The organism is Aquirufa echingensis (assembly GCF_042714525.1).
Classification (GTDB): Bacteria; Bacteroidota; Bacteroidia; order Cytophagales; family Spirosomataceae; genus Aquirufa; species Aquirufa echingensis.
Genome location: NZ_JBBKYA010000003.1, coordinates 24,977 through 51,784, shown reverse-complemented (window position 1 = coordinate 51,784; position 26,808 = coordinate 24,977). Strand labels below are relative to the sequence as shown.

The 26,808-nt window shown below is 40.0% G+C and carries 30 protein-coding genes and 1 tRNA gene; 16 read left to right on the top strand and 15 right to left on the bottom strand.

Annotated features, from left to right (window positions below; genetic code table 11):
• Both SKC38_RS05520 and SKC38_RS05515 read left to right on the top strand, forming a co-directional pair.
• Complete coding sequence (locus tag SKC38_RS05520) at nt 1–714, top strand: RsmE family RNA methyltransferase (protein ID WP_377975831.1); 714 nt, start codon at nt 1–3, stop codon at nt 712–714.
• A gap of 98 nt (nt 715–812) precedes the next feature.
• On the top strand, nt 813–1,574 hold the full coding sequence (locus SKC38_RS05515; RefSeq protein WP_377975829.1) for an acyl-CoA desaturase: 762 nt from the start codon (nt 813–815) through the stop codon (nt 1,572–1,574).
• Between the two features lie 40 nt (nt 1,575–1,614).
• Here the strand turns inward: SKC38_RS05515 and SKC38_RS05510 are convergent, their stop codons facing one another.
• Nucleotides 1,615–2,886: a dihydrolipoamide acetyltransferase family protein gene (locus tag SKC38_RS05510; protein WP_377975827.1), complete on the bottom strand. Its 1,272-nt coding sequence runs from the start codon at nt 2,884–2,886 to the stop codon at nt 1,615–1,617.
• A gap of 1 nt (nt 2,887) precedes the next feature.
• Nucleotides 2,888–4,141 (bottom strand): competence/damage-inducible protein A, encoded by a 1,254-nt coding sequence (locus SKC38_RS05505; protein ID WP_377975825.1) that lies wholly within the window; start codon nt 4,139–4,141, stop codon nt 2,888–2,890.
• Nucleotides 4,142–4,221: 80 nt separating this feature from the next.
• Here SKC38_RS05505 and gldC point away from each other — a divergent pair, with 80 nt between their 5' ends.
• Together gldC and SKC38_RS05495 are read left to right on the top strand one after the other, a co-directional pair.
• Entirely contained in the window at nt 4,222–4,572 is a 351-nt protein-coding gene (gene gldC, locus SKC38_RS05500) for a gliding motility protein GldC (protein WP_377975823.1), read from the top strand.
• Between the two features lie 9 nt (nt 4,573–4,581).
• On the top strand, nt 4,582–5,628 hold the full coding sequence (locus SKC38_RS05495) for a thioredoxin family protein (protein ID WP_377975822.1): 1,047 nt from the start codon (nt 4,582–4,584) through the stop codon (nt 5,626–5,628).
• On the opposite strand, the gene SKC38_RS05490 is transcribed toward SKC38_RS05495, so the two are convergent.
• The 4 genes from SKC38_RS05490 to SKC38_RS05475 form a co-directional block, all read right to left on the bottom strand.
• Nucleotides 5,629–5,817 (bottom strand): DUF6728 family protein, encoded by a 189-nt coding sequence (locus tag SKC38_RS05490; RefSeq protein ID WP_377975820.1) that lies wholly within the window; start codon nt 5,815–5,817, stop codon nt 5,629–5,631.
• A gap of 2 nt (nt 5,818–5,819) precedes the next feature.
• On the bottom strand, nt 5,820–7,805 hold the full coding sequence (ispG, locus tag SKC38_RS05485; RefSeq protein WP_377975818.1) for a (E)-4-hydroxy-3-methylbut-2-enyl-diphosphate synthase: 1,986 nt from the start codon (nt 7,803–7,805) through the stop codon (nt 5,820–5,822).
• Nucleotides 7,806–7,876: 71 nt separating this feature from the next.
• Nucleotides 7,877–9,073 carry a sugar MFS transporter gene (locus SKC38_RS05480; RefSeq protein ID WP_377975816.1) on the bottom strand — a complete coding sequence of 399 codons (1,197 nt, stop codon included), beginning with the start codon at nt 9,071–9,073 and terminating at the stop codon, nt 7,877–7,879.
• Between the two features lie 4 nt (nt 9,074–9,077).
• On the bottom strand, nt 9,078–10,430 hold the full coding sequence (locus SKC38_RS05475; protein ID WP_377975814.1) for a Gfo/Idh/MocA family protein: 1,353 nt from the start codon (nt 10,428–10,430) through the stop codon (nt 9,078–9,080).
• 82 nt (nt 10,431–10,512) lie between these two features.
• On the opposite strand from SKC38_RS05475, the gene SKC38_RS05470 reads away from it, so the two are divergent.
• From SKC38_RS05470 to SKC38_RS05460, 3 genes are read left to right on the top strand one after another with little or no spacing between them, the layout of a single operon-like run.
• The gene (locus SKC38_RS05470) at nt 10,513–10,935 is read left to right on the top strand and encodes a 6-pyruvoyl trahydropterin synthase family protein (protein ID WP_377975812.1); all 423 of its coding nucleotides are present in this window, start codon (nt 10,513–10,515) and stop codon (nt 10,933–10,935) included.
• Nucleotides 10,895–11,596: a GTP cyclohydrolase I FolE gene (gene folE, locus SKC38_RS05465; RefSeq protein WP_377975810.1), complete on the top strand. Its 702-nt coding sequence runs from the start codon at nt 10,895–10,897 to the stop codon at nt 11,594–11,596. Before SKC38_RS05470 ends, folE begins: the two co-directional genes overlap by 41 nt.
• A gap of 6 nt (nt 11,597–11,602) precedes the next feature.
• A complete protein-coding gene (locus SKC38_RS05460) occupies nt 11,603–12,289 on the top strand; it encodes an SDR family NAD(P)-dependent oxidoreductase (RefSeq protein ID WP_377975808.1) in 687 nt (228 codons plus the stop codon).
• Here the strand turns inward: SKC38_RS05460 and SKC38_RS05455 are convergent.
• A complete protein-coding gene (locus tag SKC38_RS05455) occupies nt 12,286–13,260 on the bottom strand; it encodes a cation diffusion facilitator family transporter (protein ID WP_377975806.1) in 975 nt (324 codons plus the stop codon). The genes SKC38_RS05460 and SKC38_RS05455 overlap by 4 nt on opposite strands.
• A gap of 37 nt (nt 13,261–13,297) precedes the next feature.
• Here SKC38_RS05455 and SKC38_RS05450 point away from each other — a divergent pair, with 37 nt between their 5' ends.
• Entirely contained in the window at nt 13,298–13,855 is a 558-nt protein-coding gene (locus SKC38_RS05450; protein WP_377975804.1) for an NUDIX domain-containing protein, read from the top strand.
• On the opposite strand, the gene surE is transcribed toward SKC38_RS05450, so the two are convergent.
• On the bottom strand, nt 13,826–14,593 hold the full coding sequence (gene surE, locus SKC38_RS05445; RefSeq protein WP_377975803.1) for a 5'/3'-nucleotidase SurE: 768 nt from the start codon (nt 14,591–14,593) through the stop codon (nt 13,826–13,828). The two genes, SKC38_RS05450 and surE, sit on opposite strands and share 30 nt — an antisense overlap.
• A gap of 51 nt (nt 14,594–14,644) precedes the next feature.
• Here surE and SKC38_RS05440 point away from each other — a divergent pair, with 51 nt between their 5' ends.
• Complete coding sequence (locus SKC38_RS05440; RefSeq protein ID WP_377975801.1) at nt 14,645–15,142, top strand: GNAT family N-acetyltransferase; 498 nt, start codon at nt 14,645–14,647, stop codon at nt 15,140–15,142.
• Here SKC38_RS05440 and SKC38_RS05435 read toward each other — a convergent pair.
• Complete coding sequence (locus SKC38_RS05435; RefSeq protein ID WP_377975799.1) at nt 15,111–15,974, bottom strand: nucleoside phosphorylase; 864 nt, start codon at nt 15,972–15,974, stop codon at nt 15,111–15,113. The genes SKC38_RS05440 and SKC38_RS05435 overlap by 32 nt on opposite strands.
• A gap of 40 nt (nt 15,975–16,014) precedes the next feature.
• Between SKC38_RS05435 and SKC38_RS05430 the strand changes: the two genes are divergently transcribed.
• Genes SKC38_RS05430 through SKC38_RS05415 form a run of 4 tightly spaced genes read left to right on the top strand, consistent with a single transcriptional unit; the run spans nt 16,015 to nt 18,633 of the window.
• Nucleotides 16,015–16,467 (top strand): GreA/GreB family elongation factor, encoded by a 453-nt coding sequence (locus SKC38_RS05430; protein WP_377975797.1) that lies wholly within the window; start codon nt 16,015–16,017, stop codon nt 16,465–16,467.
• Nucleotides 16,464–16,790, top strand: a complete 327-nt coding sequence (locus SKC38_RS05425; protein WP_377975795.1) for a DUF2834 domain-containing protein — start codon at nt 16,464–16,466, stop codon at nt 16,788–16,790. Before SKC38_RS05430 ends, SKC38_RS05425 begins: the two co-directional genes overlap by 4 nt.
• Before the next feature lie 4 nt (nt 16,791–16,794).
• Nucleotides 16,795–17,127, top strand: coding sequence for an iron chaperone (locus SKC38_RS05420; RefSeq protein WP_377975793.1), 333 nt, complete (start codon nt 16,795–16,797; stop codon nt 17,125–17,127).
• A gap of 3 nt (nt 17,128–17,130) precedes the next feature.
• Complete coding sequence (locus tag SKC38_RS05415; protein WP_377975792.1) at nt 17,131–18,633, top strand: serine hydrolase domain-containing protein; 1,503 nt, start codon at nt 17,131–17,133, stop codon at nt 18,631–18,633.
• On the opposite strand, the gene trhO is transcribed toward SKC38_RS05415, so the two are convergent.
• Complete coding sequence (gene trhO, locus SKC38_RS05410; protein WP_377976597.1) at nt 18,624–19,613, bottom strand: oxygen-dependent tRNA uridine(34) hydroxylase TrhO; 990 nt, start codon at nt 19,611–19,613, stop codon at nt 18,624–18,626. The two genes, SKC38_RS05415 and trhO, sit on opposite strands and share 10 nt — an antisense overlap.
• Nucleotides 19,614–19,649: 36 nt before the next feature.
• Nucleotides 19,650–19,733, bottom strand: a tRNA-Leu gene (locus SKC38_RS05405).
• Between the two features lie 72 nt (nt 19,734–19,805).
• Between SKC38_RS05405 and SKC38_RS05400 the strand changes: the two genes are divergently transcribed.
• Entirely contained in the window at nt 19,806–20,216 is a 411-nt protein-coding gene (locus tag SKC38_RS05400) for a DUF3127 domain-containing protein (protein WP_377975790.1), read from the top strand.
• 181 nt (nt 20,217–20,397) lie between these two features.
• Here the strand turns inward: SKC38_RS05400 and SKC38_RS05395 are convergent, their stop codons facing one another.
• From SKC38_RS05395 to SKC38_RS05385, 3 genes are read right to left on the bottom strand one after another with little or no spacing between them, the layout of a single operon-like run.
• Nucleotides 20,398–21,270, bottom strand: coding sequence for a pirin family protein (locus tag SKC38_RS05395; RefSeq protein WP_377975788.1), 873 nt, complete (start codon nt 21,268–21,270; stop codon nt 20,398–20,400).
• A 6-nt stretch (nt 21,271–21,276) separates the two neighbouring features.
• Entirely contained in the window at nt 21,277–21,723 is a 447-nt protein-coding gene (locus SKC38_RS05390) for a GNAT family N-acetyltransferase (RefSeq protein ID WP_377975786.1), read from the bottom strand.
• The gene (locus SKC38_RS05385; protein WP_377975785.1) at nt 21,704–22,663 is read right to left on the bottom strand and encodes a PhoH family protein; all 960 of its coding nucleotides are present in this window, start codon (nt 22,661–22,663) and stop codon (nt 21,704–21,706) included. Before SKC38_RS05385 ends, SKC38_RS05390 begins: the two co-directional genes overlap by 20 nt.
• A gap of 179 nt (nt 22,664–22,842) precedes the next feature.
• Here SKC38_RS05385 and dnaB point away from each other — a divergent pair, with 179 nt between their 5' ends.
• Nucleotides 22,843–24,372 carry a replicative DNA helicase gene (gene dnaB, locus SKC38_RS05380; RefSeq protein ID WP_377975783.1) on the top strand — a complete coding sequence of 510 codons (1,530 nt, stop codon included), beginning with the start codon at nt 22,843–22,845 and terminating at the stop codon, nt 24,370–24,372.
• Between the two features lie 109 nt (nt 24,373–24,481).
• On the opposite strand, the gene rlmD is transcribed toward dnaB, so the two are convergent.
• Entirely contained in the window at nt 24,482–25,903 is a 1,422-nt protein-coding gene (gene rlmD / locus SKC38_RS05375; RefSeq protein WP_377975781.1) for a 23S rRNA (uracil(1939)-C(5))-methyltransferase RlmD, read from the bottom strand.
• A gap of 91 nt (nt 25,904–25,994) precedes the next feature.
• On the opposite strand from rlmD, the gene SKC38_RS05370 reads away from it, so the two are divergent.
• Nucleotides 25,995–26,801 (top strand): SDR family oxidoreductase, encoded by an 807-nt coding sequence (locus SKC38_RS05370; RefSeq protein WP_377975779.1) that lies wholly within the window; start codon nt 25,995–25,997, stop codon nt 26,799–26,801.
• The last annotated feature ends 7 nt before the right edge of the window (nt 26,802–26,808 follow it).

Sequence of the window (26,808 nt, the reverse complement as noted above, 5' to 3'; positions counted from 1 at the left end):
ATGAGTAAATATGTTTTTTTTGCGCCAAACCCGACTAGCATAGGTTTCTTAAATGAAGAAGAATCCTTTCATGCTTTTCGGGTTTTGCGTTTAAGAAATGGTGATGCTATTCGTATTTTAGATGGAGTAGGAGGACTCTATGAAGCAGTTATTGATTCAATCGATTCAAAAAAAACAAGCTTTGTAAAACTCCAATTAATCGAAAAACAAGATAAACCAGCCTATCAGATTCATTTGTATGTTGCTCCTACCAAGCAAATGGAACGCATGGAATGGATGGTTGAGAAATGTTGTGAATTTGGCATTCATACAATCGGTTTTTTCGTTTCCAAAAACTCTGAGCGAAAAGAAATGAAATTGAATCGCTTAGAGAAAATTGCCATCGCTGCATTAAAACAATCGAAAAACCTGTTTTTACCTAAAATTCAGACTTTAGCACCTTTAAAACAAGTCATGGATTCGATTCAAATAGGCTCTAAAGACCAAGCATTGTTTGCTCATATTAGTGATCCTCCTTTTCCTACTTTAGGCAAACAAATCGAGTTAAATAAGTCCTATCATTTATTTATCGGCCCTGAGGGAGATTTTTCGGGCGAAGAAACAAACATGTTCTTTGGCAAGAATTATATCCCATTTAGTCTAGGAAAGGCTATCCTCCGTACAGAAACGGCTTGTATTGCTACGACACACGCCATTCACCTAGCTCACGAGTAAATAGGAAAGTGACTAAAATCAGAAAAGTATTCGATTGAATTGTGCAATGTGGAGATTTTCATGTGTAAATTTGTGGCTTGAAACTTTAATTAAAATTTATGCAATTAGTACTTCCCGCATTTGTTATTCACTGGTACGTATCTTTATTTAGTCAGACATTCTTTTTACATCGATATTCAGCTCACAAAATGTTTTTGATGAGTAAGTTTTGGGAGAAATTCTTCTATTTCTTAACCTATTTATCTCAAGGTTCATCGTTCTTAAGTCCACGTGCTTATGCGATTTTACACCGCATGCACCATGCATTTTCAGATACTCCGAAAGATCCGCATTCACCCATGTTTTCAAGCAATGTTTTCACGATGATGTGGAAAACAAAGGACATTTATAATGCAGTTTTAAATCGTAAGCAAAAAGTAGAAGAGCGCTTTGAGCATGAATACCCCGTTTCTAAAACCATTGAACGCATCGGTGATTCTTGGATTTCGCGCATTGGTTGGGGTGTCGCTTATGCTTCATTATACATTGTTGCATTTATCTATTTTGATATGCATTGGGCATTTTTCTTTTTATTACCTGTTCATTTCTTAATGGGACCTGTACATGGAGCGATTGTCAATTGGTCAGGCCACAAATACGGTTATCAAAATTATGACAACCACGATCACTCAAGAAATTCATTAGTATTTGATGTGGTAATGATGGGTGAGTTGTTCCAAAACAACCACCATAAATTACCTAATCGCGTAAATTTTGCGACTAAATGGTTCGAATTTGACCCTACGTATCCACTAATCAAATTATTGACTTGGTTACGAATCATTCGTCCAAACGTAAAAGATCCCAATGCTAAATTCTAGCATCAAAAAAAAGGCTATCGAAATGATAGCCTTTTTTCATTTATAGAGCTAAGTCGATCTGAAAGCGTTCCAAATAATCAGACACACGCTTGATAAATCCTCCACCTAGAGATCCATCGACAACTCGGTGGTCATAGGAATGCGAGATAAACATCTTTTGACGAATCGCAATTTGATCCTCGCCATTTGGCCCAGTAATGACCGCAGGTTTCTTTTCAATTACGCCGAATGCCATAATTGCAACTTGTGGCTGAACGATAATCGGTGTACCCATCAAATTCCCAAAACCACCGATATTCGAGATCGTGTAGGTTCCACCTTCTAAATCGGCTGGTGTTAATTTATTTTTCCGTGCGCGATTTGATAAATCATTTACCTTTTTCGTCAATTCAACTAATGACAGCTCGTCGACATTATGAATGACAGGCACAATTAAATTACCATTGGGTAAAGCAACTGCCATACCTATATTAATTTGCTTATGCTGCACGATGTAATTCCCCTCCACAGAAATATTAATCCCAGGAAAATCCTTAATCGCCTGCGCAGTGGCCATAAATAAGAGCGGTGTATAAGTAATGGGCTCTTTATATTTCTCCAAAAACTTCGCCTTATTTTGCTCACGCCATTGTACCAAAGCGGTAATATCAGCTTCTAAAAAAGATGTAACATGGGGAGAAATACGTTTTGAATCCGACATACGTTCAGAAATCATCTTCCGCATGCGATCCATTTCAATTACCTCGTCACCAGGCAAACGCAATCCTGGACCCTGACTCAAGGTTCCCGAGGCAACCATACGTTTAGAATTACGTACAGCAATGTAATTCAAGACGTCTTTCTTGGTCACTCGACCATCCATACCTGAACCACGAATTTCACTTAATTCCCGTTGAGACACTTTCTCTTGTTGGCATATCTGCTTAATCAACGGCGAAACCCACGGATTAGACTTATCAGTGCTCGTATCAATGTTTTGACCTAAACTTAAGTCGGTCAATGCCGCCAACTCAGGTTCGGGGTGAAAAACATCGGATGCTTCAAATGACTTTTTCTCAACAGGCACATCATCGTTGGCATCAATGATGCAGATGGCTTTTCCAATAGTAGCCACTTGACCTACAGGAATGAGAATCTGTTTCAAATATCCTGCCACTGGCGATGGAACTTCTGTATCGATTTTATCAGTCGCAACCTCTAGAATAAATTCATCTGCTTCCACATAATCACCTGGTTGTTTTAACCAGTTTAAAACGGTCGCTTCCATGATACTTTCACCCATTTTGGGCATCGTGATTTCTGTGATTGCCATATTATTCTGCCAAATCGTTTAATAAATATCTTCGCAGCAAATTAATTGCTGTTAAAGAACTCAAATGTATGTTTTGAATACGTGTTCCACCTTGCGTTAATTTGCGAGCAATAACACCGTTCGGATGTGCTAATGCGATCCAAATAGTTCCAACAGGCTTTTCGTCCGTTCCGCCATCAGGTCCTGCAATCCCCGAAGTGGCTAGCGCATAGGTCGTACCTAAATTCTTCCGCGCGCCTGCAGCCATAGCCATCACACAAGTATCACTTACGGCTCCTTCGGTATCTAAAATATCTTGAGAAACACCTAATTGTTTCACCTTTACTTCATTCGCATAACTAATAATACCCCCTTGAAAATAAGCGGAACTTCCCGCATGCTGGGTAAATTGATGCGCTAAATACCCTCCGGTACAACTCTCGGCAACCGCCAATGTTGCTTGTTGGTCTACGAGCAACTGACCCACCACACTTGCCAATTCATCTTTTTCTCTTCCAAAAATATAGCCTTTGATCAATGGCATAACCTTTTCAAACTCGGCCTCAATATCGGCATGTAATTGAACTTTATCTTGCCCAAAGCCGGTTAGGCGAAGTTTTACTATACCCAAAGAGGGCAAATAAGCTAATTTCAAATGGGAGGGTAATTGTAATTCCCAGTCCTGAATTAAATCAGATAAATAGGATTCACCGATCCCAACTACTTTTCTGATTTGATGAACAATGACAGGGAGTTTAAAATGCGTGGTAATTCGTGGCAAAACCTCCGTTTCCATGATGGCTTTCATTTCGAAAGGAACTCCTGGCATAGAAACCCATATTGTATCTTGTTCGTTGAACCACATCGCTGGCGCAGTTCCTTGTTTATTTGGAATAAAGGTGCATTTCGTGGGTAAAAGCGCCTGATCACGATTTATATCACTTAATTCACGCCCTCTTTTGGCAAAGAAATCCGTCACATCTTGTAAGGCCTCAGGATGATAGGCGAGGGGGCAATTGAAAAAATCAGCTAAGATTTTTTTCGTTAAATCATCTTTGGTAGGCCCAAGCCCACCCGTTATGAATACGATATCAGCGCGCTTTTGCGCTTCATGTAGAATTTGAACAATCTCATCTCGCTGGTCACCTACGGAGGACTTCCGCACGGTTTTGATACCGATTTTATCGAGTTCTAAACTAATCCATTGGGTATTCGTATCCAGGATTTGACCGTAGAGAATCTCATCGCCAATGGTAATTATTTCTGCTCGAACCATTTAGTTTTCTTACTTTTGTACGAAAATACGATTTAATTCGTTTGGAAACACACGGATGAATCGAAAAACAAATAGCCCGAATGAAACATTCTGAAATCAATTTCAAAATACAATTAGACGATAACAGCATTCCTGAACAAATCTCTTGGACAGCGACGGATAACCCCAACGAAGGAATCGAAGAAACCAAAGCGATATTGGTTGCAACATGGGATCCCTACCACAAGGGAACTTTAACCTTGCCATTGTGGACAAAAGACATGGAAGTGTTGGATATGAAGCGATTCTTCATTGAAATCATGGGAACAGTAGGCGATGCCGCATTGCAAGCTACTGGAGATTCAGAGTTTGCACTCGAAGTGGAACAAGTGTGTAAAAAACTATCTCAAAACTTAAAGAAAGAAATTACAGCGGCCTCAAAAGGCCAATAATCCAAGCGCATGCGTTCATTCAAATTCATTGTTTTATTATCCTTCATTGCTTCAAGCGGATTCGCACAAAAAGGAATTAACTTCCTTAAAACCAGCAATTTAAATTCAGCAATCGCTGCAGCAAAGCAACAAAATAAATTGTTGTTTGTAGAAGTTTATGCGCCTGATTGCCACATTTGTAATTCGTTTAAAGGTACGTTTGCACAACCACAAGTGGGAGCCATTTACAACACGAATTTCATCAATTATCAAATGGATATTCGCAAACCAGAGAGCCAACGGATCCTCCAACAATTGAAGGTGATTATCAATGCGACACCTACATTCTTGTTTTTTGATCCTAAAACGATGAAACTCGTCCAGGCTAAAGCCTTTGGAGAGCGTGAAAATTCGATTTTAAATGTAAATAGTATTGCTCAGAAAGCTGCAAACCCAACAGAACAAGCTAGCAATTTCGCTACTAAATTTAAGTCGGGCGACCGAGGATTCGCATTCCTATTAAATTATGCACAATATGCTCGTTTGACAGCTGATACGGCAACTAATATCAAGGTTGTGAATGAGTTAGTCAAAGTAATGCCGACAAATCAATATGTCAGTCAGAGCGCTTTGAACATCATTCAAATGGTGATGATGAACAATAACAATGCTCTATTTGATTATTTCGTAGGGCATTTAGCGCAATATAATCGTATCGCTGATCCCGGTTTGGTTAAAATGATTTATGAAAATGTGTTTCAAATCGTGATGACAAGCTCACAGATTAATAAATTATCCAGTGCAGATATCAAGCGCATGAAAGACCAAATGGCTAAATGCGAGATCGATAAAGGATCCGTTATTAGAAGAACGTGGATGGCGGAGAGCACGCTCTTATTTAAGCAAAAGAAGGGGATGGCAGCGATTAAGGTAATTGAAAACCTAATCAATGAATTACCGAGTGCCCCTGGGCCCAAAGAATATCAATATCTCTGTGATTTTGTTAAATCAAAGACCAAGGACAAAGCGGCACTAAAATTCGCACAGACGAATTGGTGTAAATTCGGCTTGAAATAATTAGCGAAGGAAAGCGCGATACAGCATAACCAAAACACAAAACAAAAACATCACAATCGATATTTTGTTGATTGTGTGCATCGTACGAATGTTAAAGTTGGTAGGAGCACCCGGTTTTGGCTTTTGAAATACACGAACAAAGTATGTAAAAACTTCGCCAATTTTAAAAAGTTCTGTTAATCTGCTCATATTTATTCGTTTATAGACGGTTCACGCCAATCTCCATTTTCTTTAATCAAGGTAATTAACTCATCCACTGCAGAATCAGCCGGGACAGATTTTTTAACAACTTCTTGCCCTTTGTACAAGGCGATCTTATCTTTTCCTATCCCTACATAGCCATAATCCGCATCTGCCATTTCACCGGGGCCATTCACAATGCAACCCATGATACCAATTTTAATACCTTTTAAATGATCTGTCACTTGGCGAATTTTAGCTGTTGTTTCTTGTAGATCAAATAATGTCCGACCACAAGAAGGGCAGGAGATGTATTCTGTTTTGGAAATCCGAACCCGACTTGCCTGTAAGATACCGAAGGCTGTTGCGTTTAATATCGCATTTTTCCCGGTCATATAAGGCATCGACAACATGATGCCATCTCCGAATCCATCAATTAATAATCCACCAGCATCTGTAGGCGCAAATAATTGCAATTGATTCTCATCTACATTGGGATAAGCCATTTTAATGACAACGGGAATAGCTATGTTACGATGTACAAGTTCAAAAAATCCTCGGCGCATTGCTGCCATCTGATGCGCGTTACTGCTATGTAAGACCAACACAACATTAGTCAATCCATCAAATTGGACATTAGCTAATTCCTCTGCTTCAATTGAGACGAAATTCAATTCAGCGTGCTTTAAATTCGCTGAATTCCATTCATCCATCGTAAATAAGGGATAAACTTGAGGACTCCCATTCCAAGATTCTGAATTAACGATTTGCTTTAATCCATTCGGTAACATAAAATCCACCGAATGCTTACCCGTATAAATGTAATCAGCTCCTAAATCATTCATCGCCCATTTATCAGGCTCAGGAAGATAAAAGTGGCCTATGGCCTTCAAATCATCCATTTGAATACGTGTCATTTGAGAAAAATCAGCAATAACACGAGGAACTTGATGCCCACCAAAATTCAACAATTCGTTGGTTTGTCGGCGCTCATGCGCAAACGGGTTTATCGGCGAAACATAGGGTTTTTCGATCTCAAAAGGTACAATAGGCAAACTTTGAGAACTTCTGAATTCATACCTACGAACTAATTCTTGCGCGACTGGAATTTCAAATTCAGGATCTTCCGTTAAGGAAACTCGAATCGTATCACCTAAACCATCTTCCAGTAAGGTTCCAATACCCACAGCCGATTTAATACGACCATCTTCGCCTTCACCCGCTTCCGTCACACCTAAATGCATTGGATAGGCTTTAAAACCTCCGTCTGCTAATTTCTTACTTAGCAAACGATACGCTTCTACCATGACTTGCGTATTCGAAGATTTCATCGAAAGGACGATATTCGAATACTTTTCGTCCTCGCAGATACGCAAAAATTCCAAAGCCGATTCCACCATGCCCAAAGGAGTATCGCCATAACGGCTTAAAATGCGATCCGATAAAGAACCATGATTGGTTCCAATGCGCATTGCAGTTCCATATTCTTTACAAATCTTCACCAAAGGCAAAAATTTATCACGAATCCGATCTAATTCCGCTTGATAAGAAGCATCAGTATAATCAATGGTTTCAAAGCGTTTTTTGTCAGCGTAGTTTCCTGGATTAATCCTTACTTTTTCCACAATCCTAGCAGCTAATTCGGCTGCATTGGGTGTAAAATGTATATCTGCAACCAAGGGAGTGGTATAACCTCTTTCGCGTAGACCTTTACGAATATTCTCTAAATTTTGCGCCTCTTTAACGGATGGAGCCGTAATTCGAACTAACTCACAACCTGCATCGATCATACGAATGGCCTGATCGATGGAACCTTGGGTGTCCATTGTGTCAACCGTAGTCATGGATTGAATCCGAATGGGGAAATCTGATCCCATGTACAAATCACCAATTTGAACAGGAATTGTTTCCCGCCGTTGATAGGACCAAAGGGAGGGAGCATACTGATTGCCATCGGCAATTAAATGAGCATTCGGAGAATCAATGAGTCGAGTCATAAAACAAAATTACAAAGAAAAGCCCCATCTACCAATGGAAAGATGGGGCTGCTTCCAAACATATCTTTCTATTACCAAGAACTCTTTTTATGTCCAATTGTTGCATAAAAAAGGATAAATAAATAGCAAGGAATCATAATCACATAAGCCAACTGTGTATCACCTAAACGATCGGCTATCGAACCATAAACTAACGGAACTAAAGCTCCTCCAGAAATCATCATAATAATGAGCGCTGAACCTATTTTCGTGAATTTACCCAGGCCCTGAATGGCTAATGGCCATAATGCTGGCCACATCAATGCATTCGCAAGTCCCAACAAAGCGATCGATAAAACAGATAAATAACCGTCTAAGACAACGGCTCCGATAGAAAATAATATCCCCAAAATAGCCGAGTAATTCAAGGCTTTTTGTTGGCTTAAATACTTGGGAATAAACAAGATTCCTACGACATAACCCGCCAACATGCCATATAGCGTGTAGCTTGTAAATGATTTGGCTACATCCATACTAAAACCTTTGGAAACACCGTAATTGATAATCGTATCACCCGCCATTACTTCCACTCCCACATAAAGGAAAAAGGCGATAAGCCCCAGCACTAAATTCGGATAAGCCCAAACACTCGACTTTGAAGCTAAGGCTTCTTCTGCTGTTTCTTCAGCCTCTACTTCAGGCAAACTTGATAAACGAACCCATAAAGCTAAGGCAACCAGAATAACTGTCATGATTCCATAAGGCATAATTACCGTTGCTAGGTTGGCCGGTCCAGCGGCTGAGGACAATAATAAGCCACCAAAAATCACTTGGCTTAATATCCCAGCCACTTTATTGCAAATTCCCATCACGGAAATCCGTTGCGCGGCTGATTCTGATGGCCCCAAAATGGTTACATAAGGATTCGATGCTGTTTGTAGAAGTGCCAAACCCGTACCAATCACAAAAAGCCCTAATAAAAACAAAGGATAGTTTTCAGCCTTCGCTGCAGGAATGAATAATAAGGTACCCACGGCCATGGCCAAAAGACCGAATGACATTCCATTTTTAAAACCCGTTTTAGCTAAAACCCAAGAAGATGGGATTGCCATTACGAAATAGGAAATAAAGAATGCCGATGTAACAAGTAAGGATTGAAAGTTATTCAATTGAAATGCCTCCTTAAAAAAAGCAATCAAAACGGAATTGACCCAAGTCACAAATCCGAATACAAAAAAGAGTATTCCGATCATGATTAATGGGCCATTGGATTGTTTCGTGTTTGTCATAGGTTTAGTATTGATCGTTTAAAGCAAAAATTGGTTTGTTTGTTTTCCATTTTCCACGAGTGAAATCTGGAATTTGAATAGGAGCGGAGCCCTTCGCAATCGACTCTTCGGAGAGTGGAGATATCGCCGACCAGGCTGCGGCATCATACACATCGATCGGTGGTGCAACTTTTGCCTTCACTGACTCGATAAAAGCTCTTAACACAAAATAGTCAATTCCTCCATGTCCCGCATTTTCTGCGTCGGCAGCGTGCGCTTTCCATAATGGGTGGTCGTATTTTTCTTGGTAAGGTTTGAAATCCTCCCAGCGATGCGGTTTTGCGGAAACTCCTTCCAAGTAAATGGATTTATTATCATCCATCCAAATACCTTTGGTTCCTTGCACGCGGAAACCTAAGGAATAAGGACGAGGTAAATTCGTATCATGCGTAATTAATATGGTTTCTCCATTGTGACACTTGATCATGGTTTGGACCACATCTCCACATTTGAAGTTGACCTTCGCGTTCGGATGATCTTTTCCACCTTTATCCTCGATGTATTGATGTAAACCTATCGCAGGAGAAGCCATCGAAGTCAAATAGGCAAATTGATTTCCTCGGTTAATGTTTAGCATTTCTGCAACCGGACCTAAACCGTGCGTTGGATATAAATCTCCATTACGATCGATGGAATGTTGGGTACGCCATTTGGCCTCAGAAAAACCTTTCTCCCCAAATTCCACGCCACCACCATAGGCTTGTTTGCCATCATTAAATTTCACTTCGCGTAAATCGTGCTGATATCCACATTGTACATGAGAAAGCGATCCAAACATACCTTGACGAACCATATTGAGGGTTGCCATTACATCCCGACGGTAACATACGTTTTCCAGAATCATGCAATGCGACCCTGTTTTTTCGTACATATTGACTAAATCCCATGATTCTTGCAAGGTTACCGTTGCAGAAACCTCTACACCCGCATATTTACCTTGTTTCATAACTTCCAAAGCCATAGGCACATGCCATTCCCACGGCGTTGCAATCACAACACCATCAATGTCTGTACGCTTCGCCAAATTTTCAAAGTCGTGATCCCCTTTCTGATAAGCAACTGCAGGCTTGCGACCTTTGTCGGCAATCAACTTTTGCGCTATTTGAATCGCCTGAGGATCAATATCACAAATAGCAACCACTTCAACATCGTCACGATACAAGGCCATTTCCAAATGATTTCTTCCACGCAGCCCGACTCCGATGAAACCTAATCGTACTTTCGTTTGTTCTAAAGATTGTGCATGACCTAAATGGGGCAAGATAGCTGCTCCGGAGGAATAGATGAGTGATTTAGCGATAAAATTTCTTCGCTTCATAAGTCTGATTAAATAGGTTATTAGTTGTTGAAATTGAAATTTAATGAAATTACTCTTGTAAATTTACACGTTTAAGAAAAAAATGAGCGAGCAACCTAAAGTAAGTATATTCCGGAAAGAACATTTCAACGCTGCCCATCGGTTACATAATGCCGCTTGGAGTGATGAAAAAAACAAAGAAATATTCGGTTTATGCAACAATCCGAACTACCACGGACACAATTATGAATTAATTATACAAGTAACTGGAACAATTAATCCAGAAACGGGTTATGTCATTGATACGAAGGTTTTGTCAGATTTAGTACAACGTGAAGTTTGTAAGAAATTTGATCATCGAAATTTAAATTTAGATGTACCTGAGTTCGCTAATTTAAATCCAACTGCAGAAAACATTGCTATTGTGATTTATAACAAGTTAAGACCCAATATTGCCGCTGAATTAGATTTAAAAATCAAATTATATGAAACAGAAAGAAATTTCGTTGAATTCCCTGCTAATTGATACAGACCGTTTCTTGTTGACCGACGAAGAAATAGGAGACAATCACGTAGCCACCTCGATCGAAACACCGATGAGGGAGGATGCCTTTGTTCTTTCTGATGCAGAAAAGATTGCTAAAATTGAATCCCACTTCCGTGAGATCATGTTGACCTTAGGCTTAGACTTAACAGATGATTCACTTCGCGGTACGCCTAAGCGTGTTGCCAAAATGTACGTGGAAGAAATCTTTAGTGGATTAAATCCTGCCAATGAGCCTCAGATTGCCTTGTTTGAAAACAAATTTGGCTACAATGAAATGCTAATCGAGAAAAACATTAGTTTTTATTCGAATTGCGAACATCACTTCGTACCTATCGTGGGACGTACGCACATTGCATACATTTCTTCGGGTCAGGTGATTGGCTTATCTAAATTAAATCGGATCGTACAATATTTCGCTAAACGACCTCAAGTTCAAGAGCGTTTAACTATGCAAATTGCAAAATACTTGCAAAAGGTATTGAAGACAGAGCACGTTGCGGTTTTCATCGACGCAAAACACTTATGTGTTTCTTCGCGTGGTGTTAAAGATGATGCAACATCAACGATTACCTCATTTTATGGCGGTAAATTCCAAGAAGAAACGACTAAACGTGAGTTTTTAGATTCACTTCATAACTAAGAAACTGTGGGAACTTTTATCATCGTGGGCGCAAGCCATGGAATTGGAAGAGCAACAGCAGCCAAACTTATGTCGGAAGGACATCAAGTAGTTAATATTGCACGTACTGCAAATCCCTCTTGTGAAAATCATACATGGGATGCTAATTCCGATGAGGCATTACCCACCGTTGAAGGCCCCATTGCTGGCATCGTATATAGTCCAGGTAGTATTGTTTTAAAACCTTTTCACCGTTTGACTCAAGAGGATTTCAAAGCTGATTTCCAACTCAACGTTTTGGGCGCCATCAAAGCCATTCAAACCTATTTACCCAATCTAAAACAAAATGGAGGCGGTTCAATCGTCATGTACAGTACGGTTGCTGTTCAAACAGGTATGGGCTTTCATGCATCCATTGCAAGTTCAAAAGGAGCCATTGAAGGGTTAACGCGCTCGTTGGCTGCTGAATTAGCAAGCCAACAAATTCGTGTGAATGCAATCGCACCATCCTTAACGAATACACCCTTGGCGTCAGGCCTACTAAATAGCCCAGAAAAGATTGAAGCGGGTGGAAAGCGACATCCATTGGGTCGGGTAGGAGAGTCGAGCGACGTAGCCAATTTAACTGCCTTTTTATTAGACCCTGAGAATACATGGATTACCGGTCAAATTATCGGCGTTGATGGAGGAATGGGTAGCTTAAAACCAGCCTAAAGCTCGTTAAAGTGCTTTTGATTCATGGCCATGTTTTTGGCAGTCCATTCTATTTTCTTTGAAAATTCTTTTGTACGAATTGGGCAATCTGCTATTTCACAATGTGAACAACATGCATCTAAACATGGGTCTACATGTACAAAAATCTCAATTTCCGTAGGCAATACCCGCCCCATGGTCACTTCGAAGTCGTGTATTTCATCATGTACGCGACTCAAATCCCAATAACGTGGCAAAGTCAAATGACAATCAATGTGTAAATCACCACCATATTGTTGAATACGAAGGTTGTGTAGATCAATCCACGCGGCTTTTTGGTGTTGGGTAATCCAATCAATCACCTTATTAAAAACAGCGGGGTTTGTCTCATCCATTAAGGCCGCAACCGATTCTCGAATCAGTCGGATACCTTGCCAACACATCAACAGGGCAAAAACGATAGATGCCACTGCATCCACCCAAATCCATTGCGTGAAGAAAGTCAATCCCAAAGCAAATACGATTAATAGTCCATTGTATGCGTCTAAAGTCAAATGTTTTCCATCTGCAACCAATGCTGGCGAATGGGAGGATTTACCTATACGAACCAAATAAAAACCCATGAGTCCATTCAAAAAAGCAGACCCTAAGGAAACGTACATACCTAGATCTAAGCGCGTTAATGTAGGCGTGGAAATTAAATGTTGGGATGCATGTAGAAATATATAAGCAGATGCTAATAGAATAAGTACTCCTTCTAAACCCGAAGCAAAAAATTCAATTTTACCATGCCCATAAGGGTGGTTTAAATCACGTGGCAAGGAAGCTAAATACACGGAATAATAAGCAAAGGCCGCTGCTACTACGTTGATAATGGACTCTAAGGCATCTGTTAATATTGCAGTGGAGCCACTCAAGTAATAGGCATAAAACTTCGCTGCCATGATGAGCAAACTCAATACAAACGAAAAAATTATAAGCCTTTGTTTCATGCGCGTAAAATCTTAACAAAGATAGTATTTTTGTTGGATGGAACAGGAAGCAAACCCTTGGAAAACAATTCAAATCAGTACGCCATACGAAAACGATTGGATCCGTTTAGAGCATCATGATGTCATTAAACCCAATGGCGAACCCGGGATTTATGGTAAAGTACATTTCAAAAATCAGGCGATTGCTGTTTTACCTATTGACGCTGAAGGAAATACATACCTTGTAGGCCAATTTCGCTATACAATTAATGCCTATTCATGGGAGTTACCAGAGGGAGGATGCCAAGACGAATCACCTTTAGATGCAGCGAAACGAGAGCTGAAAGAAGAAACGGGGTTACTTGCATCACAATGGACTCTATTAGGCGAAAATTATTTGTCGAATTCGGTGACGGATGAAAAAGCGATCATGTTTTTGGCGACCAATTTACAATTCACTGAAGCAGAACCAGAAGACACGGAACAATTGCAGATTAAAAAAATCCCCGTTCAAGAAGCCATCCGAATGGCACTCAACGGGGAAATAAAAGATGTATTATCAATTACGACTTTATTAACCTATGCATTAAAGGTCCCAGGATTGCATCTCCTTTAATTCATCGTAGTCGGTAAGATCGTACTTGATCGGAACGATACTAACGTAATTTTCCTCCAAAGCATCTAAATCTGTATTATTTCCTTTATCAAAATGCTCAATATCACCGTCCATCCAATAGTAAGATTGGCCATAAGGGTCTTTGCGTTCAGCAAAACGCTCTCTATATACCGCATCGGCCTGTTTTACTACTTTAATTCCTTTAGGTGCGACATCTGATTTAGCAGGAAAGTTTACATTTAAGGTCAATCCTTTGGGTAAACCATGCACTAATACTTGTTGGCTTATCTTTATTATGTAATCATGGCAATGGCTAAAATCTGCATCTGATTTAAAGTCACACAAAGAAAAACCAATCGCCGGAATGCCTTCCATGGCTGCTTCAATGGCAGCCGACATCGTTCCAGAATACAAAACGGATATGGAGGCATTAGAACCATGGTTGATTCCTGAAACAACTAAATCAATGTTGCGATCCTTTAAAATCAAGTGTTTTCCTATTTTCACACAATCCGCCGGAGTACCTGAACACTTATATGACTTCACATTCGGTCCAAAATCATGCGTTTCAGTTACACGCAAAGGAACACCCATGGTAATGGCGTGGCCCATGCCCGACTGATGTGTATCGGGTGCAATTACGACAACTTCACCCATTTCTGACATAATTTCGGTTAAAACCCGAATTCCTTTGGAAGAAATAGAATCATCGTTGGCAATTAAAATAAGTGGCTTCATAGATTGTATATTTGTAAGCAATTTACAAATTTGAACGCACAAATTTAGCCTATGCAATTCCGAAAAGCCGACATTTCTGATATTCCTGTGATCCAACAAATCGCTGAAAAAGCTTGGCGCCCAACCTACGGTCATATACTATCTGAAGAGCAAACCATGTATATGCTGGACTTGATGTATTCAAGTGAGGTGCTACAGAAACAAATGGATTCTAATATCGAATTTTATTTGGCTGTTGGTGAACATCAGCCGCTAGGCTATTTTTCATTTGAAATAACAGAACCCGAACAAATGAAATTGCATAAGATCTATTTAGATCCAGATCATAAATCAAAAGGAACGGGAAGCCAAATCATTGAATTCGTTAAACAATATGCCTTGCAGGCAGGAGTGAAGAATCTTGAATTAAATGTCAATAAGTACAATTCAGCGGTTCAATTTTATGAAAAACTAGGTTTCACTCGGGCCAAAGAAATGGTCTTGGACATTGGGAACGGTTATGTAATGGATGATTTTGTTATGCAATTGAATCTAGCGCCAACTCAATAAGCGCTTGTATTTGACCTTCCGGATTACGGGAAAATTCATGTGTGATTCGGTTAGCTAAAATCGCATTCAATGAAATCATTTCATGACCCATGGATGAAGCGAATGCATAATATGCGGCCGTTTCCATTTCAATATTGGTCATTAGATTCCCCTGAAATGCCTGCGTGGAAACATCCTGTAAGAAATTGGGTAACAAAGATTTCATTCGAACAGTTCTGCCTTGTGGGGCGTAAAAACCTGGTGCTGTGAGCGTATAGCCATGAAATGGGATAGCAGTGAATTTATTCAGAAGTTTTGAACTCGCTTTGGCTCCATACAATGGAATAGGATATTGAATTGTTTGTGCCCAAAGAGTCAAGGCATCTGCTTCCAACATATTTTCACCCGTAAAACCATAAAACTGCGCTAAATTATCAAATCCAATCGCAGCTTCTGAAACCAAGAAAGAATCAACAGGTATACTTACTTGAATGCTTCCCGAAGTACCAATCCGAATAAATTCCAGTGATTTTTTTGTCGCTTTTTCAAGACGCGTTTCAAAATCGACGTTGACAAGTGCATCCAATTCATTCAATACAATTTCCACATTATCAGCACCAATCCCTGAAGAAATGACACCGATTCGATTTCCATTCAATTCCCCAAAATGACTGACAAACTCCCTCTTATGGATTTTGACATCAACGCGATCAAAATATTGAGATACTTTAGGTACCCGTTCTGGATCTCCCACTAATATAATCTGATCAGTCACTTGATCTGGCTGAATTGCCAAATGATAAGAACTCCCGTCTGGATTAATAATTAAGTCGGTGGGTGAGAAATAGGTCATTCGCGAAATTATCGATAATTTTCGAATTCATATCCTTCACATGAATTGTAACAAAAAAGAAATACATCAAAAGCTCATGGAGCAATTGGTAGTCCAGATTCAACAAGCAAAACACGATTGGAGCCTTGCCAAAGAATCACGGGACTCGGATACAAAAAGCAGTGCAGGAGATAAGTATGAAACGGGACGTGAAATGATGCAGCGCGAAATGGATAAATTGAGTGCCAGAGTGGACATCTCCCAACAACAATTACAGAAATTAAAAGCCTTGGATCCGCTTAAATCCACTGATTTTGTTACACACGGGTCCTTAATCGAGACAAATTTTGAAACGTATTACATGGCCATTGGGATGGGGCAGATGCAGATCGCGTCAGAAACTATTTATGTAATTTCACCGGAATCACCCCTAGGAACTTTATTAATGGGAAAACGGGTAGGTGATACCATCGAATTACGAGGTCGTCAAATCAACATAAAGCAACTATCATGAAAAATGCACATTACCTTTATTTAGTCCTTTCTATCGTAGGTGGATCAATCACGGCCTACTACGTATTTATCGGTATGCAAGCCAACCACGGTCAATTCGATGTCATGAATTTCATCCAAAGTACATGGACATCAAATCCATACGCCAAAAGTTTGACCTTCGATTTTTGGACTGGCGCCATTGCAGGGACTTTATTTATGTTGGTGGAAGGTATTCGAATCAAAATGAAATACCTTTACCTATATTTAGCAGCCACCGTTTTAATAGGGTTTGCTTTTGCTTTTCCCTTATTTCTATTCGTTAGACATCGTCAATTAGCCTAAAATTATGGAAGAATACATCAATACATTTCCTGAAGCCACACAGAAAATTTTGCGCGAAGTGCGTGATGCAATTCGTTCTGTCGTTCCGGAAGGAACCGAAGAAACGATGGCCTATGGGATGCCCACGTTTAAGTACAAGAAAAATTTGGTTCACTTTGCCGCGTGGAATAATCACTTGGGTTTTTATCCCACACCCAAACCCTTGGTCGTTTTTCAAGAACGATTAAATGCCTTTGAAGGATCCAAAGGGGCCGTTAAGTTCCCTTATCATTTACCCATGCCTATCGAATTAATTAAGGATATCACGCGTTTTCGCGTGGAAGAAGTCAGCAAATAAAAGATGAAATACATCGCAATTATTCTACTCTTTACTTCGAGCACCCTTTTGGCGCAAGATAATCTGGAGAAAATCAATCGTTTTTTGCCTACCGTCGACTCGCTTTTTAAGGTACAGGCAAAACAATCACATATGCCCGGTTTGGTCTATGGGATCATGTATCAAGGAAAAATAATCCATTCGAAGGCGTTGGGGAATGCGCAACTTGAATCGGCTATTTTAGCTGATACTTCAATCGATTTTCGAATTGCATCGATGTCCAAAAGCTTTGCCAGTATGGCCATTTTGCAATTACGGGATGCCGGGAAATTGCGACTAGATGATCCGGTCAAACAATATATCCCTGAATTAACACAAACAAAATCCCTAACGTCAGATGCGCCTGAAATTACCATTAGGAACTTATTGACCCACGGAGCAGGATTTCCGGAAGATAATCCTTGGGGCGACCGCCAACTAGGTATTACGGATGAGGCCTTTGAACAAATGTTGAGAAAGGGGATAAAATTCTCCACGAATCCAGGTGTAGGTTACGAATACAGCAATATGGGATTTGCTATGCTAGGCCTCATCATCAAAAAGGTCAGTGGTATGTCTTATCAAAAGTATATTACCGAGCGAATTTTCAAACCTTTGGGCATGTATAATACCTATTGGGAATATTCAGATATTCCGGCAAAGAAATTAGCTCATGGGTATCGATGGCTTTCTGGGAATTGGGTTAAACAACCCATGGAACATGATGGAGCCTATGGTGCCATGGGAGGATTGATTACGACCTTGGCAGATTTCAGTAAGTATGTGGCTTTACACCAAAGTGCATGGCCAGAACGTGATGGGATAGACAAAGAACCCTTGAAACGAAGTTCCTTACGTGAAATGCAATTTCCTTGGAATATGAATAGTTTTATTCCAAAATATAATTACCCTAATGGAAGAAAAGCTCCTGCATATCTTGCTTATGGTTATGGCTTAAGCTTTTTGAAAGATGATTTAGGACGCAGGTCGATCGGACATTCAGGCGGATTGCCGGGTTTTGGTAGCAATTGGCGAATATATCCAGATTATGAAATTGGAATAATTTCATTTGCGAATGTCACTTATGCGCCTACGAGTTTTATTAATTTGAAAGTAATGGACTCGCTCTTTGCCTCAACACACATTAAACCGCGTCCTTTAGCGGCATCAGCGATTTTAAAACAAAGACAGGCCGAGTTAATGCGTCTATTACCTGAATGGAGAAATGCATCTCAATCTGGCATCTTTGCAGAAAACTTCTTTCTTGATTACTTCCCTGATATGTTGAGAATGGAAGCTGAGCCTTTGTTTAAGGAAATTGGGGCAATTAAGAAAGTGCATGAAATCGTACCAGAAAACAATTTGAGAGGGACATTTGAGGTAGAAGGAACGCATGGTTCGCTCGAAATCTATTTCACGCTTAGCCCTGAAAATCCTCCTTTGATTCAAGAATATCATATTCAGAAAAAGAAAATGGCTCAAGATTGAGCCATTTTTTTCTTTTCGATTTTTTCATTTCTGCCAAAGGATTTAAAACCCAGTTCCGGCGAATAACCCACCGAGTTCTTAGAATAATATCCTTTTTCGTTGTAGGGACGTTTGCGTGGATGTTCTTTGCATTCCTTTGAACAAGCTCCTTCCATTTCCTTTAGGCAAGTTGGGCATATCGCTAAATGCTCATTGCATTCTGGATTAGCACAATTGACCATGTGATCTGAGCGTTCATTACACACATGACATGTAGAAATTACTTCAGGATTGACTGAATTCACCGGAGTTGCCACGCGATTATCAAAAACATAACACGATCCGTCGAAATCCTCACCGCCTTCTTCTAGACCATATTTGATGATTCCACCGTGCAATTGATATACATTTTCAAATCCTTGATCCAATAAATAGGCAGAAGCCTTTTCACATTTGATACCACCCGTACAATAGGTGATGACCTTTTTACCTTTCAGGTGTTCGATTTCTTGCACGTGGTTCGGCAAATCACGTAAGTTCTCCATATCAAAGGTATAAGCACCTTTGAACTTACCAAGTTCATGCTCATAGTTGGAACGCATATCTACCAAAACGACATCAGGATCGTTTTTCAACATCTCCTTGAATTCTTTTGGCTTCAGATGTTTACCTGTTTTCACACGGGGATCAACCGGCAGGTCGGAGTGCACAATTTCAGCTTTCACACGTACGTGAAGCTTATTAAATGTATGCACATCAGACGATTCGATTTTGAAATCAAAATCGGTACCCACAAAAATGGGATCCTGTTCTAACCAAGACATGTAAGCATCACAGTCGGCTTTCAGCCCAGAAACCGTTCCATTTAAACCCTCTGCGGCCACGATAATACGGCCGAGCAAATTGTTCTCAATACAAAAAAGGTGGTGTTTGACACGATACTCCTCGGGATTAGGAATAGGAGTATAGTTATAATAAAGTAATACACTGTAAGGCTTCATCTTCAACATGATTTACAGATTAAACAAAAAATTTCGTGACGATGGGGAGATTCGAACTCCCATACCTAAAACGGCACTACCACCTCAAAGTAGCGTGTCTACCAATTTCACCACATCGCCAAAAACGGTTAGTAAAATTACCAAATATTTACTTACTTGCCAACAATTCAATCATATCAAAATTATCAAGTAATGGCTTTAGAACTAAGCGGAAAACTTATTAAGAAAATGTCTGAGGTTACGGGAACAGGCAGAAACGGAACAAACTGGATTAAACAAGAGTTTGTTTTAGAGACACAAGATCAATATCCTAAAAAGGTTTGCATGTCGGTTTGGGGCGATAAAACCCAAGATTTAGCACCTATTCAAGAAGGTGAAATCGTGAAAGTGCAATTCAATGTGGAATCAAGAGAATATAATGAGCGTTGGTACACGGAAATCCGTGCTTATCGTTTAGATCGTTCTGGTGCATCTGCGCCAGCACCGGCACAAGACAATGCGGGTTGGGCTCCTTCAGCTCCAGCATCAGCACCAGCTACTGCAGCTCCTGCGAACAACTTTCCTCCATTAGCGGCGGAGAGTGGTGATGATTTACCTTTTTAAGAGGTTAGAGGTAAGAATTAAGAGGTAAGAGGTAAGAGTTTGGTTGATTGACAGCCAATCTTTTACCTCTTTTTTATGCTATTGAAATTATATTAAAACTTAAATTTCCTATTCACTCTTCACTCTTCACTCTTCACTCTTCACTCTTAACTCTTAACTCTTAACTCTTAATTCTTACCTCTTAGGTAAGTGTTCCAAATTTCCCTGCCTCAAAATCATGAAAAGCTTGCATGATTTCTTGTCGGGTATTCATCACAAATGGACCATGTGAAGCAATCGGTTCACGAATAGGTTCGCCGCTCAAGATTAAAATTTTAGAATGCTCAGTTGCTTCGATGTGAAAGGTTTCACCTTCATTTTCGAAGAGCACAAAATGATCTACAGGCACAAGTTCATCAGCATCATTGATTCGAATTTCTCCTTCTACAACGATTAAACAAGTTTTATAAGCTGCAGGGAACGAAAATTCTGCCTTAGCTCCTGATTGCAAATGTGCGTTAAATAGATGCACCGGAGTGAAAGTTGAAGCTTTGCCTTTAGTACCTTGAAATTCACCTGCAATGACTTCCACATAGCCATTTTCAACAGGCACTTTAGGAATGCTCGCATTTTCAATTGCCTGGTATTTGGGTGCCGACATTTTATCTTTGGCAGGTAAATTTACCCACAATTGAACCATCTGAAAATCACCGCCTGTTTTACTGAAGGACTCTTCGTGGTATTCTTTGTGTAATACACCAGATGCTGCTGTCATCCATTGGACATCACCTTCACCTATGATACCGCCACCTCCGGCACTATCATGATGCGCCACGCGGCCTTTATAGGCAATAGTAACCGTCTCAAAACCTCTGTGCGGGTGTACACCTACACCTTTCAATGAATCGGATGGAGGAAAATGAAATTTGGCACCATAATCCATCATGATAAAAGGAGTCATGCGATACATGTCTAAACCATGCCGACTCGGTATAAAATTATGTACTCGGAAACCATCCCCAACAAAATGTGCGGGGCCAGGAGGATATATTGCCTCAATCGCTTTAATAGCCATTTGATTTTAGTTTAATTGAAGTTCCATGGCTTGATGAACAATATCTGCTTCGATAAAAGTTCCGCCATAAGGCTCAAAACCTAAGGAACGATACAAAGGCATTACGTCCACCTGCGCATGTAAATAGAAATATGTTTGCTCCGGATAGCGTTGCTGAGCTTCTTGAATTAAATGTCGGATCATTTCACTCGCAAAACCTTTCCCTCGATATTGCTGTAATGTAGCTATGCGTTCAATTTTAATTCCTTTATTCGTTTTACGTATACGTCCGGTGGAAACAGGACGCTCATTGTCAAACAATAAAAAATGAATTGCTTGCGCATCCAATTCATCAAATTCTTCGGAAGGCAAGCATTTTTGTTCATGAACAAATACTTCTGTTCGTATATCAAATACCGCTGCGATGAGCGCATCTGAATCAGCCTGAATGATTTTACTTGTCTTGCTTTCCATAAGCTTCAATGATTTTGCGAACCAAACGGTGACGAACGACATCTGAACCGTCCAACTCAACAAAAGCGATACCATTAATACCTCCTAAAATACGTTCCGCTTCACCCAAACCAGACGTTTGATTTTTGGGTAAATCCACTTGCGATTTATCGCCTGTAATAATCGTTTTCGATTGAATGCCCATCCGCGTTAAAAACATCTTCATTTGCATAGAAGTTGTATTTTGCGCCTCATCCAATAGAATAAATGCCTTATTTAACGTCCTTCCGCGCATATAAGCCAATGGAGCAATTTCAATCGTCCGATTTTCTAAATAGAACTTCAATTTTTCAGCCGGAATCATATCATCCAAAGCATCATAAATTGGCCTTAAATAGGGGTCAATTTTTTCTTTTAAATCCCCTGGCAAAAAACCTAAATTTTCTCCGGCCTCTACTGCAGGTCTGGTTATAATAATTTTCTTTACTTCCTTGTTTTTCAAGGCCTTAACTGCTAGCGCAACTGCCGTGTATGTTTTACCCGTTCCCGCAGGTCCAATCGCAAAAACGATATCATTGCTAGCAGCAGCATCAACCAGCTTACGTTGGTTTGGCGTTTTAGCCTTAATCACAATCCCTTTATTTCCGAACAAAAGCACATCTTTGTCTTCTACCCATGGAGTCTCTATTTCTTCCCCCGTAGGATTCAAAATAGACTCAATGTAGGCCTTCATGTGAACGGCCGTAAAAGCATTGTGCTTATTCAAATGTTGAATACATTGATTAACAATCGCCTCGACCAAGGCCATTTGATCATCAGAACCACGAATGATTAATTGATCGCCACGTGCTATGATTTTAGTTTGTGGAAAAGCTTCTGTCAAAAGCTGAAAATTGGAATTTGAAACCCCTAAAAATTCGATTAGGGAGATGTCCGACAAGGAAATAATTTTCTCTAACAAGTAGGCAAGATTTTAATGTGGAAATAAAGTACTAAAATAGAGAAAGATTGAAATTTTATCTCACCAACAAGGTGATATTTTTGATAAAAAATTGTAAAATTGTACTTATGGATTCGAATAACACATCGCAAACTTTCAACAAGGGCAAACAAGGGATTAATAGCTCAAATCGGTCAAATATGCCACAACGGCTAAGTGATTTAGGTTTAGGCAAATTACCTCCGCAAGCGGTTGATTTAGAGGAAGCTTTGTTAGGTGCATTGATGCTTGAAAAAGAGCCTTTGGCGAATGTGATCGAATTGCTTAAACCGGATAGTTTTTACAAAGAAGCACATACCAAAATTTTCGGTGCCATTCAGGCGCTTTTCCAGCAATCCCAACCGGTTGACTTATTAACGGTTAACAACCATTTAAAATCTACAGGAGATTTAGAAAAAGCAGGAGGAACTGCTTACTTAGCTCAATTAACATCGCGAGTTAGTTCAACTTCAAACGTTGAATTTCATGCGCGTATCATTATTGAGCAATACATTAAACGCCAATTGATTCATGTTTCCTCGGAAATCCAACGTTTATCGTATGAAGATACGACGGACGTGTTCCAAATTTTGGACCGTATGGAACAGGAGTTATTTACCATTGCTGAATCCAATATTCGTAAGAACTATGAGAGCATGTCGGACATCCTCTTAAAAGCCGTTGCGGAATTAGAGGAGAAGCAACAACAAAAAAGTGGTATGACAGGTATTCCATCCGGCTTTACAGATTTGGATCGCTTGACATCCGGTTGGCAAAAACAAGAATTAATCATCATTGCGGCTCGACCAGGTATGGGTAAAACGGCCTTTGTCGTTTCGGCTTGTCGGAACGCAGCCGTAGAGTGGGGCCATGCAGTTGCTTTATTCTCGCTAGAGATGAGTGCTGTGCAATTGGTCAATCGTATCATTTCAGCTGAAGCAGAAATTGAAGCAGAAAAAATTCGTAAAGGAAAATTAGAACCACATGAGTGGCAACAATTACATACGAAAATCAAGCGATTATATGAGGCTCCGATCTTCGTTGATGATACACCAGCCTTATCAATTCTTGAACTTCGTGCGAAATGCCGACGTTTAAAAGCCCAAAAAGACATTAAATTAATTGTCATTGATTACTTGCAGTTGATGACCGGAGATAACGGTGGCAAGGGTGCTAGTGGTAATCGTGAACAAGAAATTGCGCAAATCTCACGTGCCTTAAAACAATTAGCGAAAGAACTTGATGTACCGGTAATTGCACTTTCGCAATTGAACCGTTCGACGGAAACACGTGGAGGTAACAAGAAACCTCAGTTATCTGACCTTCGTGAATCGGGAGCCATTGAGCAAGATGCCGATCAGGTTATGTTCATTTACCGACCAGAGTACTACCAAATTACAGCTGACGAAAATGGAAATTCCTTAGCGGGAATGGGAGAGATTATTATGGCCAAAAACCGTTCCGGTTCTTTGGACAGCGTTTGGTTGAAGTTCATCGGTAAATTCACGAAATATTGCGATTTGGATTTCCAACCGTTTGGAGGTGCTGAGGGAGGCGAAAGCTTTAACTTAAGCAATCTAGGTGATCAAACATCCAATTTTGAACAGGGGGGAGGAGATGCTGTATTTAAAGGAAGTAAGATGAATTTACCTCCAGAGCAGGATTTTGATCCGTTGAATAGCCCTTTTTAGAGGTAAGAGGTAAGAGTGAAGAGGTAAGAGTAGGCTAAATATATTTATCAAAACTTACACTTAGTTCTCAACTCTTAGTTCTCAACTCTTAGTTCTTAACTCTTAGTTCTTAGTTCTTAACTCTCAATCTTACAATATTCTCCACATGATGTGTCTGTGGGAACATATCCACCGGGTGAACAACATCCACCTCATAGGCTACATCCAATAAAGCTAAATCACGCGCTTGCGTAGCTGGGTTACAACTTACATAAACGATTTTCTTTGGTTTTACGGCAAGGATTTGATTGACTACATCCAAATCCATTCCCGCACGTGGTGGGTCTGTAATGATAACATCTGGTGCACCATGAATCGCGATAAACTCTTCTGTTAACACCTTTTTCATATCGCCAGCAAAGAAGGTCGCATTTGTAATCCCATTTAATTCGGCATTAATTTTTGCATCTTCTACGGCCATCTCCACATATTCTAAACCAACGACTTTTGTCGCATGTTTGGCAAGAAATAGACCAATTGTTCCCGTTCCTGTGTATAAGTCATATACAACCTCATTGCCTTGGAGGTCGGCGTATTCGCGCACCAACTGGTATAATTTCAATGCTTGTTTGGCATTCGTTTGGAAAAAGGATTTAGGTCCGATTTGAAATTTCAAATCTTCCATCGTTTCGACCATGAATGGTTTGCCATAGTAGCAGACAACTTCTAAATCATGGAATGTATCATTCCCTTTTTGGTTAACAACATAGTTTAGGGATGTAATCATTGGAAATGAAGATTTCAAATATTCCATGACCAATTTAATTTCTTCTTCCGTTGCATAGGCGAATTGAACAGTCACCATCCATTCGTCGGTAACCGTATTCCGAATAATCAAATTACGCAAAGCGCCCTCTTGTTGGTTTTTCAATTCATAATATGAGATCCCATTCGCAATGGCAAAATCACGCACACCATTACGTATCACATTTGAAGGATCTGGTTGTAGGTAACAATGATCTACGGGCAAAATCTTATCAAAACGACCCGGAACATGGAATCCCAACGCATTCATGTTGCCTAAATCTTCTTTACCAATTTCATCTTCTGTCAGCCAACGCGCGCAGGAAAATGTAAATTCTAGTTTATTTCGGTAATAATATGTCTCTTCGGATCCTAGAATGGGTTGAAATTCTGGCAATTTCACCTTCGCGATACGTGTCAAATTATCTTTAACTTGTTGGGCCTTAAATGCCGTTTGCGATTCATAAGAAACATGCTGCCATTTACAGCCTCCACAAATCCCAAAATGACTACAAGCAACCTCGGTACGATGTTTAGAAAGTGGTTGTATATTAATTGCTTGCGCTTGTTTAAAGCTTTTCTTTGACTTTATAATACGCAAGTCGGCGATATCACCCGGAGCCACCGCACCTTGCACAAAAATTACCTCATCGTTCACTTTGGCAATACATTTCGCCTCCGCGGCAAAATCCAAAATGGCGATTTGTTCCAACACCACTGGGGCTTTCTTTTCTTTCTTCTTACTCATGCTGCTAAAAATGTGAACAAAAATACGGCTTTATGTGTGCAAGCCAACCAATTCAAGATAAAACCTTAACTTCGTAAGCAAATTAATTTACATGAAGAATCAAGTTGTTATCATCACTGGAGCTAGTTCGGGTATCGGCAAAGCATTGGCATTTGAATTTGGGAGACAAGGTGCGATAATTGTTATTACTGGCCGCAATCAATCGAAGCTGAACGAAGCTGCGTCAGAATTACAAGCGGCTAACATCCTTCAGCATGCCATTGTTTGTGATAGTAGCTCAGAGGAACAAACTCGAAAGATGATACAAGAAGTTGTTGATCGATTTGGCAGAATCGACTTATTAATCAATAACGCGGGTATATCGATGCGATCAATGTTTGAGACCGTCGACCTTCAAGTTCTTAAACAGGTCATGGACATTAATTTTTGGGGAACTGTCTATGCGACACATGCTGCCCTACCATATTTAAAACAAAGTAAAGGAGGTATCATTGGAATCTCATCGATTGCTGGTTATCGAGGATTACCCGTTCGCACGGGTTATTCCGCATCAAAATTTGCGATGAATGGATTCTTGGAGGCATTACGCACTGAGTTAATTGGAACGGGCGTTCATGTGTTAACGGCTTGTCCAGGATTTACGGCATCTAATATTCGAAATGCATCCTTAACAGGTGATGGAAGTATTGCTGGAGAAACGATGCGCGAGGAAGACAAAATGATGTCGGCGGAGGAAGTAGCTTTCGAAATCAGAAAAGCCTATGAAGCTAAAAAGAAAACACTTGTATTAACCTTCCAAGGTAAATTGACCGTATTTTTAAACAAATGGTTAAATAGTTTGATGGACAATTTGGTTTATAATACACTGAAAAAGGAAAAAGATAGCCCCTTAACATAAAAAGCCC

Bases quoted from the DNA above. Each gene is read 5' to 3' on its own strand.
- SKC38_RS05520 (WP_377975831.1), top strand. From the start codon at position 1: ATGAGTAAATATGTTTTTTTTGCGCCAAACCCGACTAGCATAGGTTTC.
- SKC38_RS05515 (WP_377975829.1), top strand. From the start codon at position 813: ATGCAATTAGTACTTCCCGCATTTGTTATTCACTGGTACGTATCTTTA.
- SKC38_RS05510 (WP_377975827.1), bottom strand. From the start codon at position 2,886: ATGGCAATCACAGAAATCACGATGCCCAAAATGGGTGAAAGTATCATG.
- SKC38_RS05505 (WP_377975825.1), bottom strand. From the start codon at position 4,141: ATGGTTCGAGCAGAAATAATTACCATTGGCGATGAGATTCTCTACGGT.
- gldC (WP_377975823.1), top strand. From the start codon at position 4,222: ATGAAACATTCTGAAATCAATTTCAAAATACAATTAGACGATAACAGC.
- SKC38_RS05495 (WP_377975822.1), top strand. From the start codon at position 4,582: ATGCGTTCATTCAAATTCATTGTTTTATTATCCTTCATTGCTTCAAGC.
- SKC38_RS05490 (WP_377975820.1), bottom strand. From the start codon at position 5,817: ATGAGCAGATTAACAGAACTTTTTAAAATTGGCGAAGTTTTTACATAC.
- ispG (WP_377975818.1), bottom strand. From the start codon at position 7,805: ATGACTCGACTCATTGATTCTCCGAATGCTCATTTAATTGCCGATGGC.
- SKC38_RS05480 (WP_377975816.1), bottom strand. From the start codon at position 9,073: ATGACAAACACGAAACAATCCAATGGCCCATTAATCATGATCGGAATA.
- SKC38_RS05475 (WP_377975814.1), bottom strand. From the start codon at position 10,430: ATGAAGCGAAGAAATTTTATCGCTAAATCACTCATCTATTCCTCCGGA.
- SKC38_RS05470 (WP_377975812.1), top strand. From the start codon at position 10,513: ATGAGCGAGCAACCTAAAGTAAGTATATTCCGGAAAGAACATTTCAAC.
- folE (WP_377975810.1), top strand. From the start codon at position 10,895: ATGAAACAGAAAGAAATTTCGTTGAATTCCCTGCTAATTGATACAGAC.
- SKC38_RS05455 (WP_377975806.1), bottom strand. From the start codon at position 13,260: ATGAAACAAAGGCTTATAATTTTTTCGTTTGTATTGAGTTTGCTCATC.
- SKC38_RS05450 (WP_377975804.1), top strand. From the start codon at position 13,298: ATGGAACAGGAAGCAAACCCTTGGAAAACAATTCAAATCAGTACGCCA.
- surE (WP_377975803.1), bottom strand. From the start codon at position 14,593: ATGAAGCCACTTATTTTAATTGCCAACGATGATTCTATTTCTTCCAAA.
- SKC38_RS05440 (WP_377975801.1), top strand. From the start codon at position 14,645: ATGCAATTCCGAAAAGCCGACATTTCTGATATTCCTGTGATCCAACAA.
- SKC38_RS05435 (WP_377975799.1), bottom strand. From the start codon at position 15,974: ATGACCTATTTCTCACCCACCGACTTAATTATTAATCCAGACGGGAGT.
- SKC38_RS05430 (WP_377975797.1), top strand. From the start codon at position 16,015: ATGAATTGTAACAAAAAAGAAATACATCAAAAGCTCATGGAGCAATTG.
- SKC38_RS05425 (WP_377975795.1), top strand. From the start codon at position 16,464: ATGAAAAATGCACATTACCTTTATTTAGTCCTTTCTATCGTAGGTGGA.
- SKC38_RS05420 (WP_377975793.1), top strand. From the start codon at position 16,795: ATGGAAGAATACATCAATACATTTCCTGAAGCCACACAGAAAATTTTG.
- SKC38_RS05415 (WP_377975792.1), top strand. From the start codon at position 17,131: ATGAAATACATCGCAATTATTCTACTCTTTACTTCGAGCACCCTTTTG.
- trhO (WP_377976597.1), bottom strand. From the start codon at position 19,613: ATGAAGCCTTACAGTGTATTACTTTATTATAACTATACTCCTATTCCT.
- SKC38_RS05400 (WP_377975790.1), top strand. From the start codon at position 19,806: ATGGCTTTAGAACTAAGCGGAAAACTTATTAAGAAAATGTCTGAGGTT.
- SKC38_RS05395 (WP_377975788.1), bottom strand. From the start codon at position 21,270: ATGGCTATTAAAGCGATTGAGGCAATATATCCTCCTGGCCCCGCACAT.
- SKC38_RS05390 (WP_377975786.1), bottom strand. From the start codon at position 21,723: ATGGAAAGCAAGACAAGTAAAATCATTCAGGCTGATTCAGATGCGCTC.
- dnaB (WP_377975783.1), top strand. From the start codon at position 22,843: ATGCCACAACGGCTAAGTGATTTAGGTTTAGGCAAATTACCTCCGCAA.
- rlmD (WP_377975781.1), bottom strand. From the start codon at position 25,903: ATGAGTAAGAAGAAAGAAAAGAAAGCCCCAGTGGTGTTGGAACAAATC.
- SKC38_RS05370 (WP_377975779.1), top strand. From the start codon at position 25,995: ATGAAGAATCAAGTTGTTATCATCACTGGAGCTAGTTCGGGTATCGGC.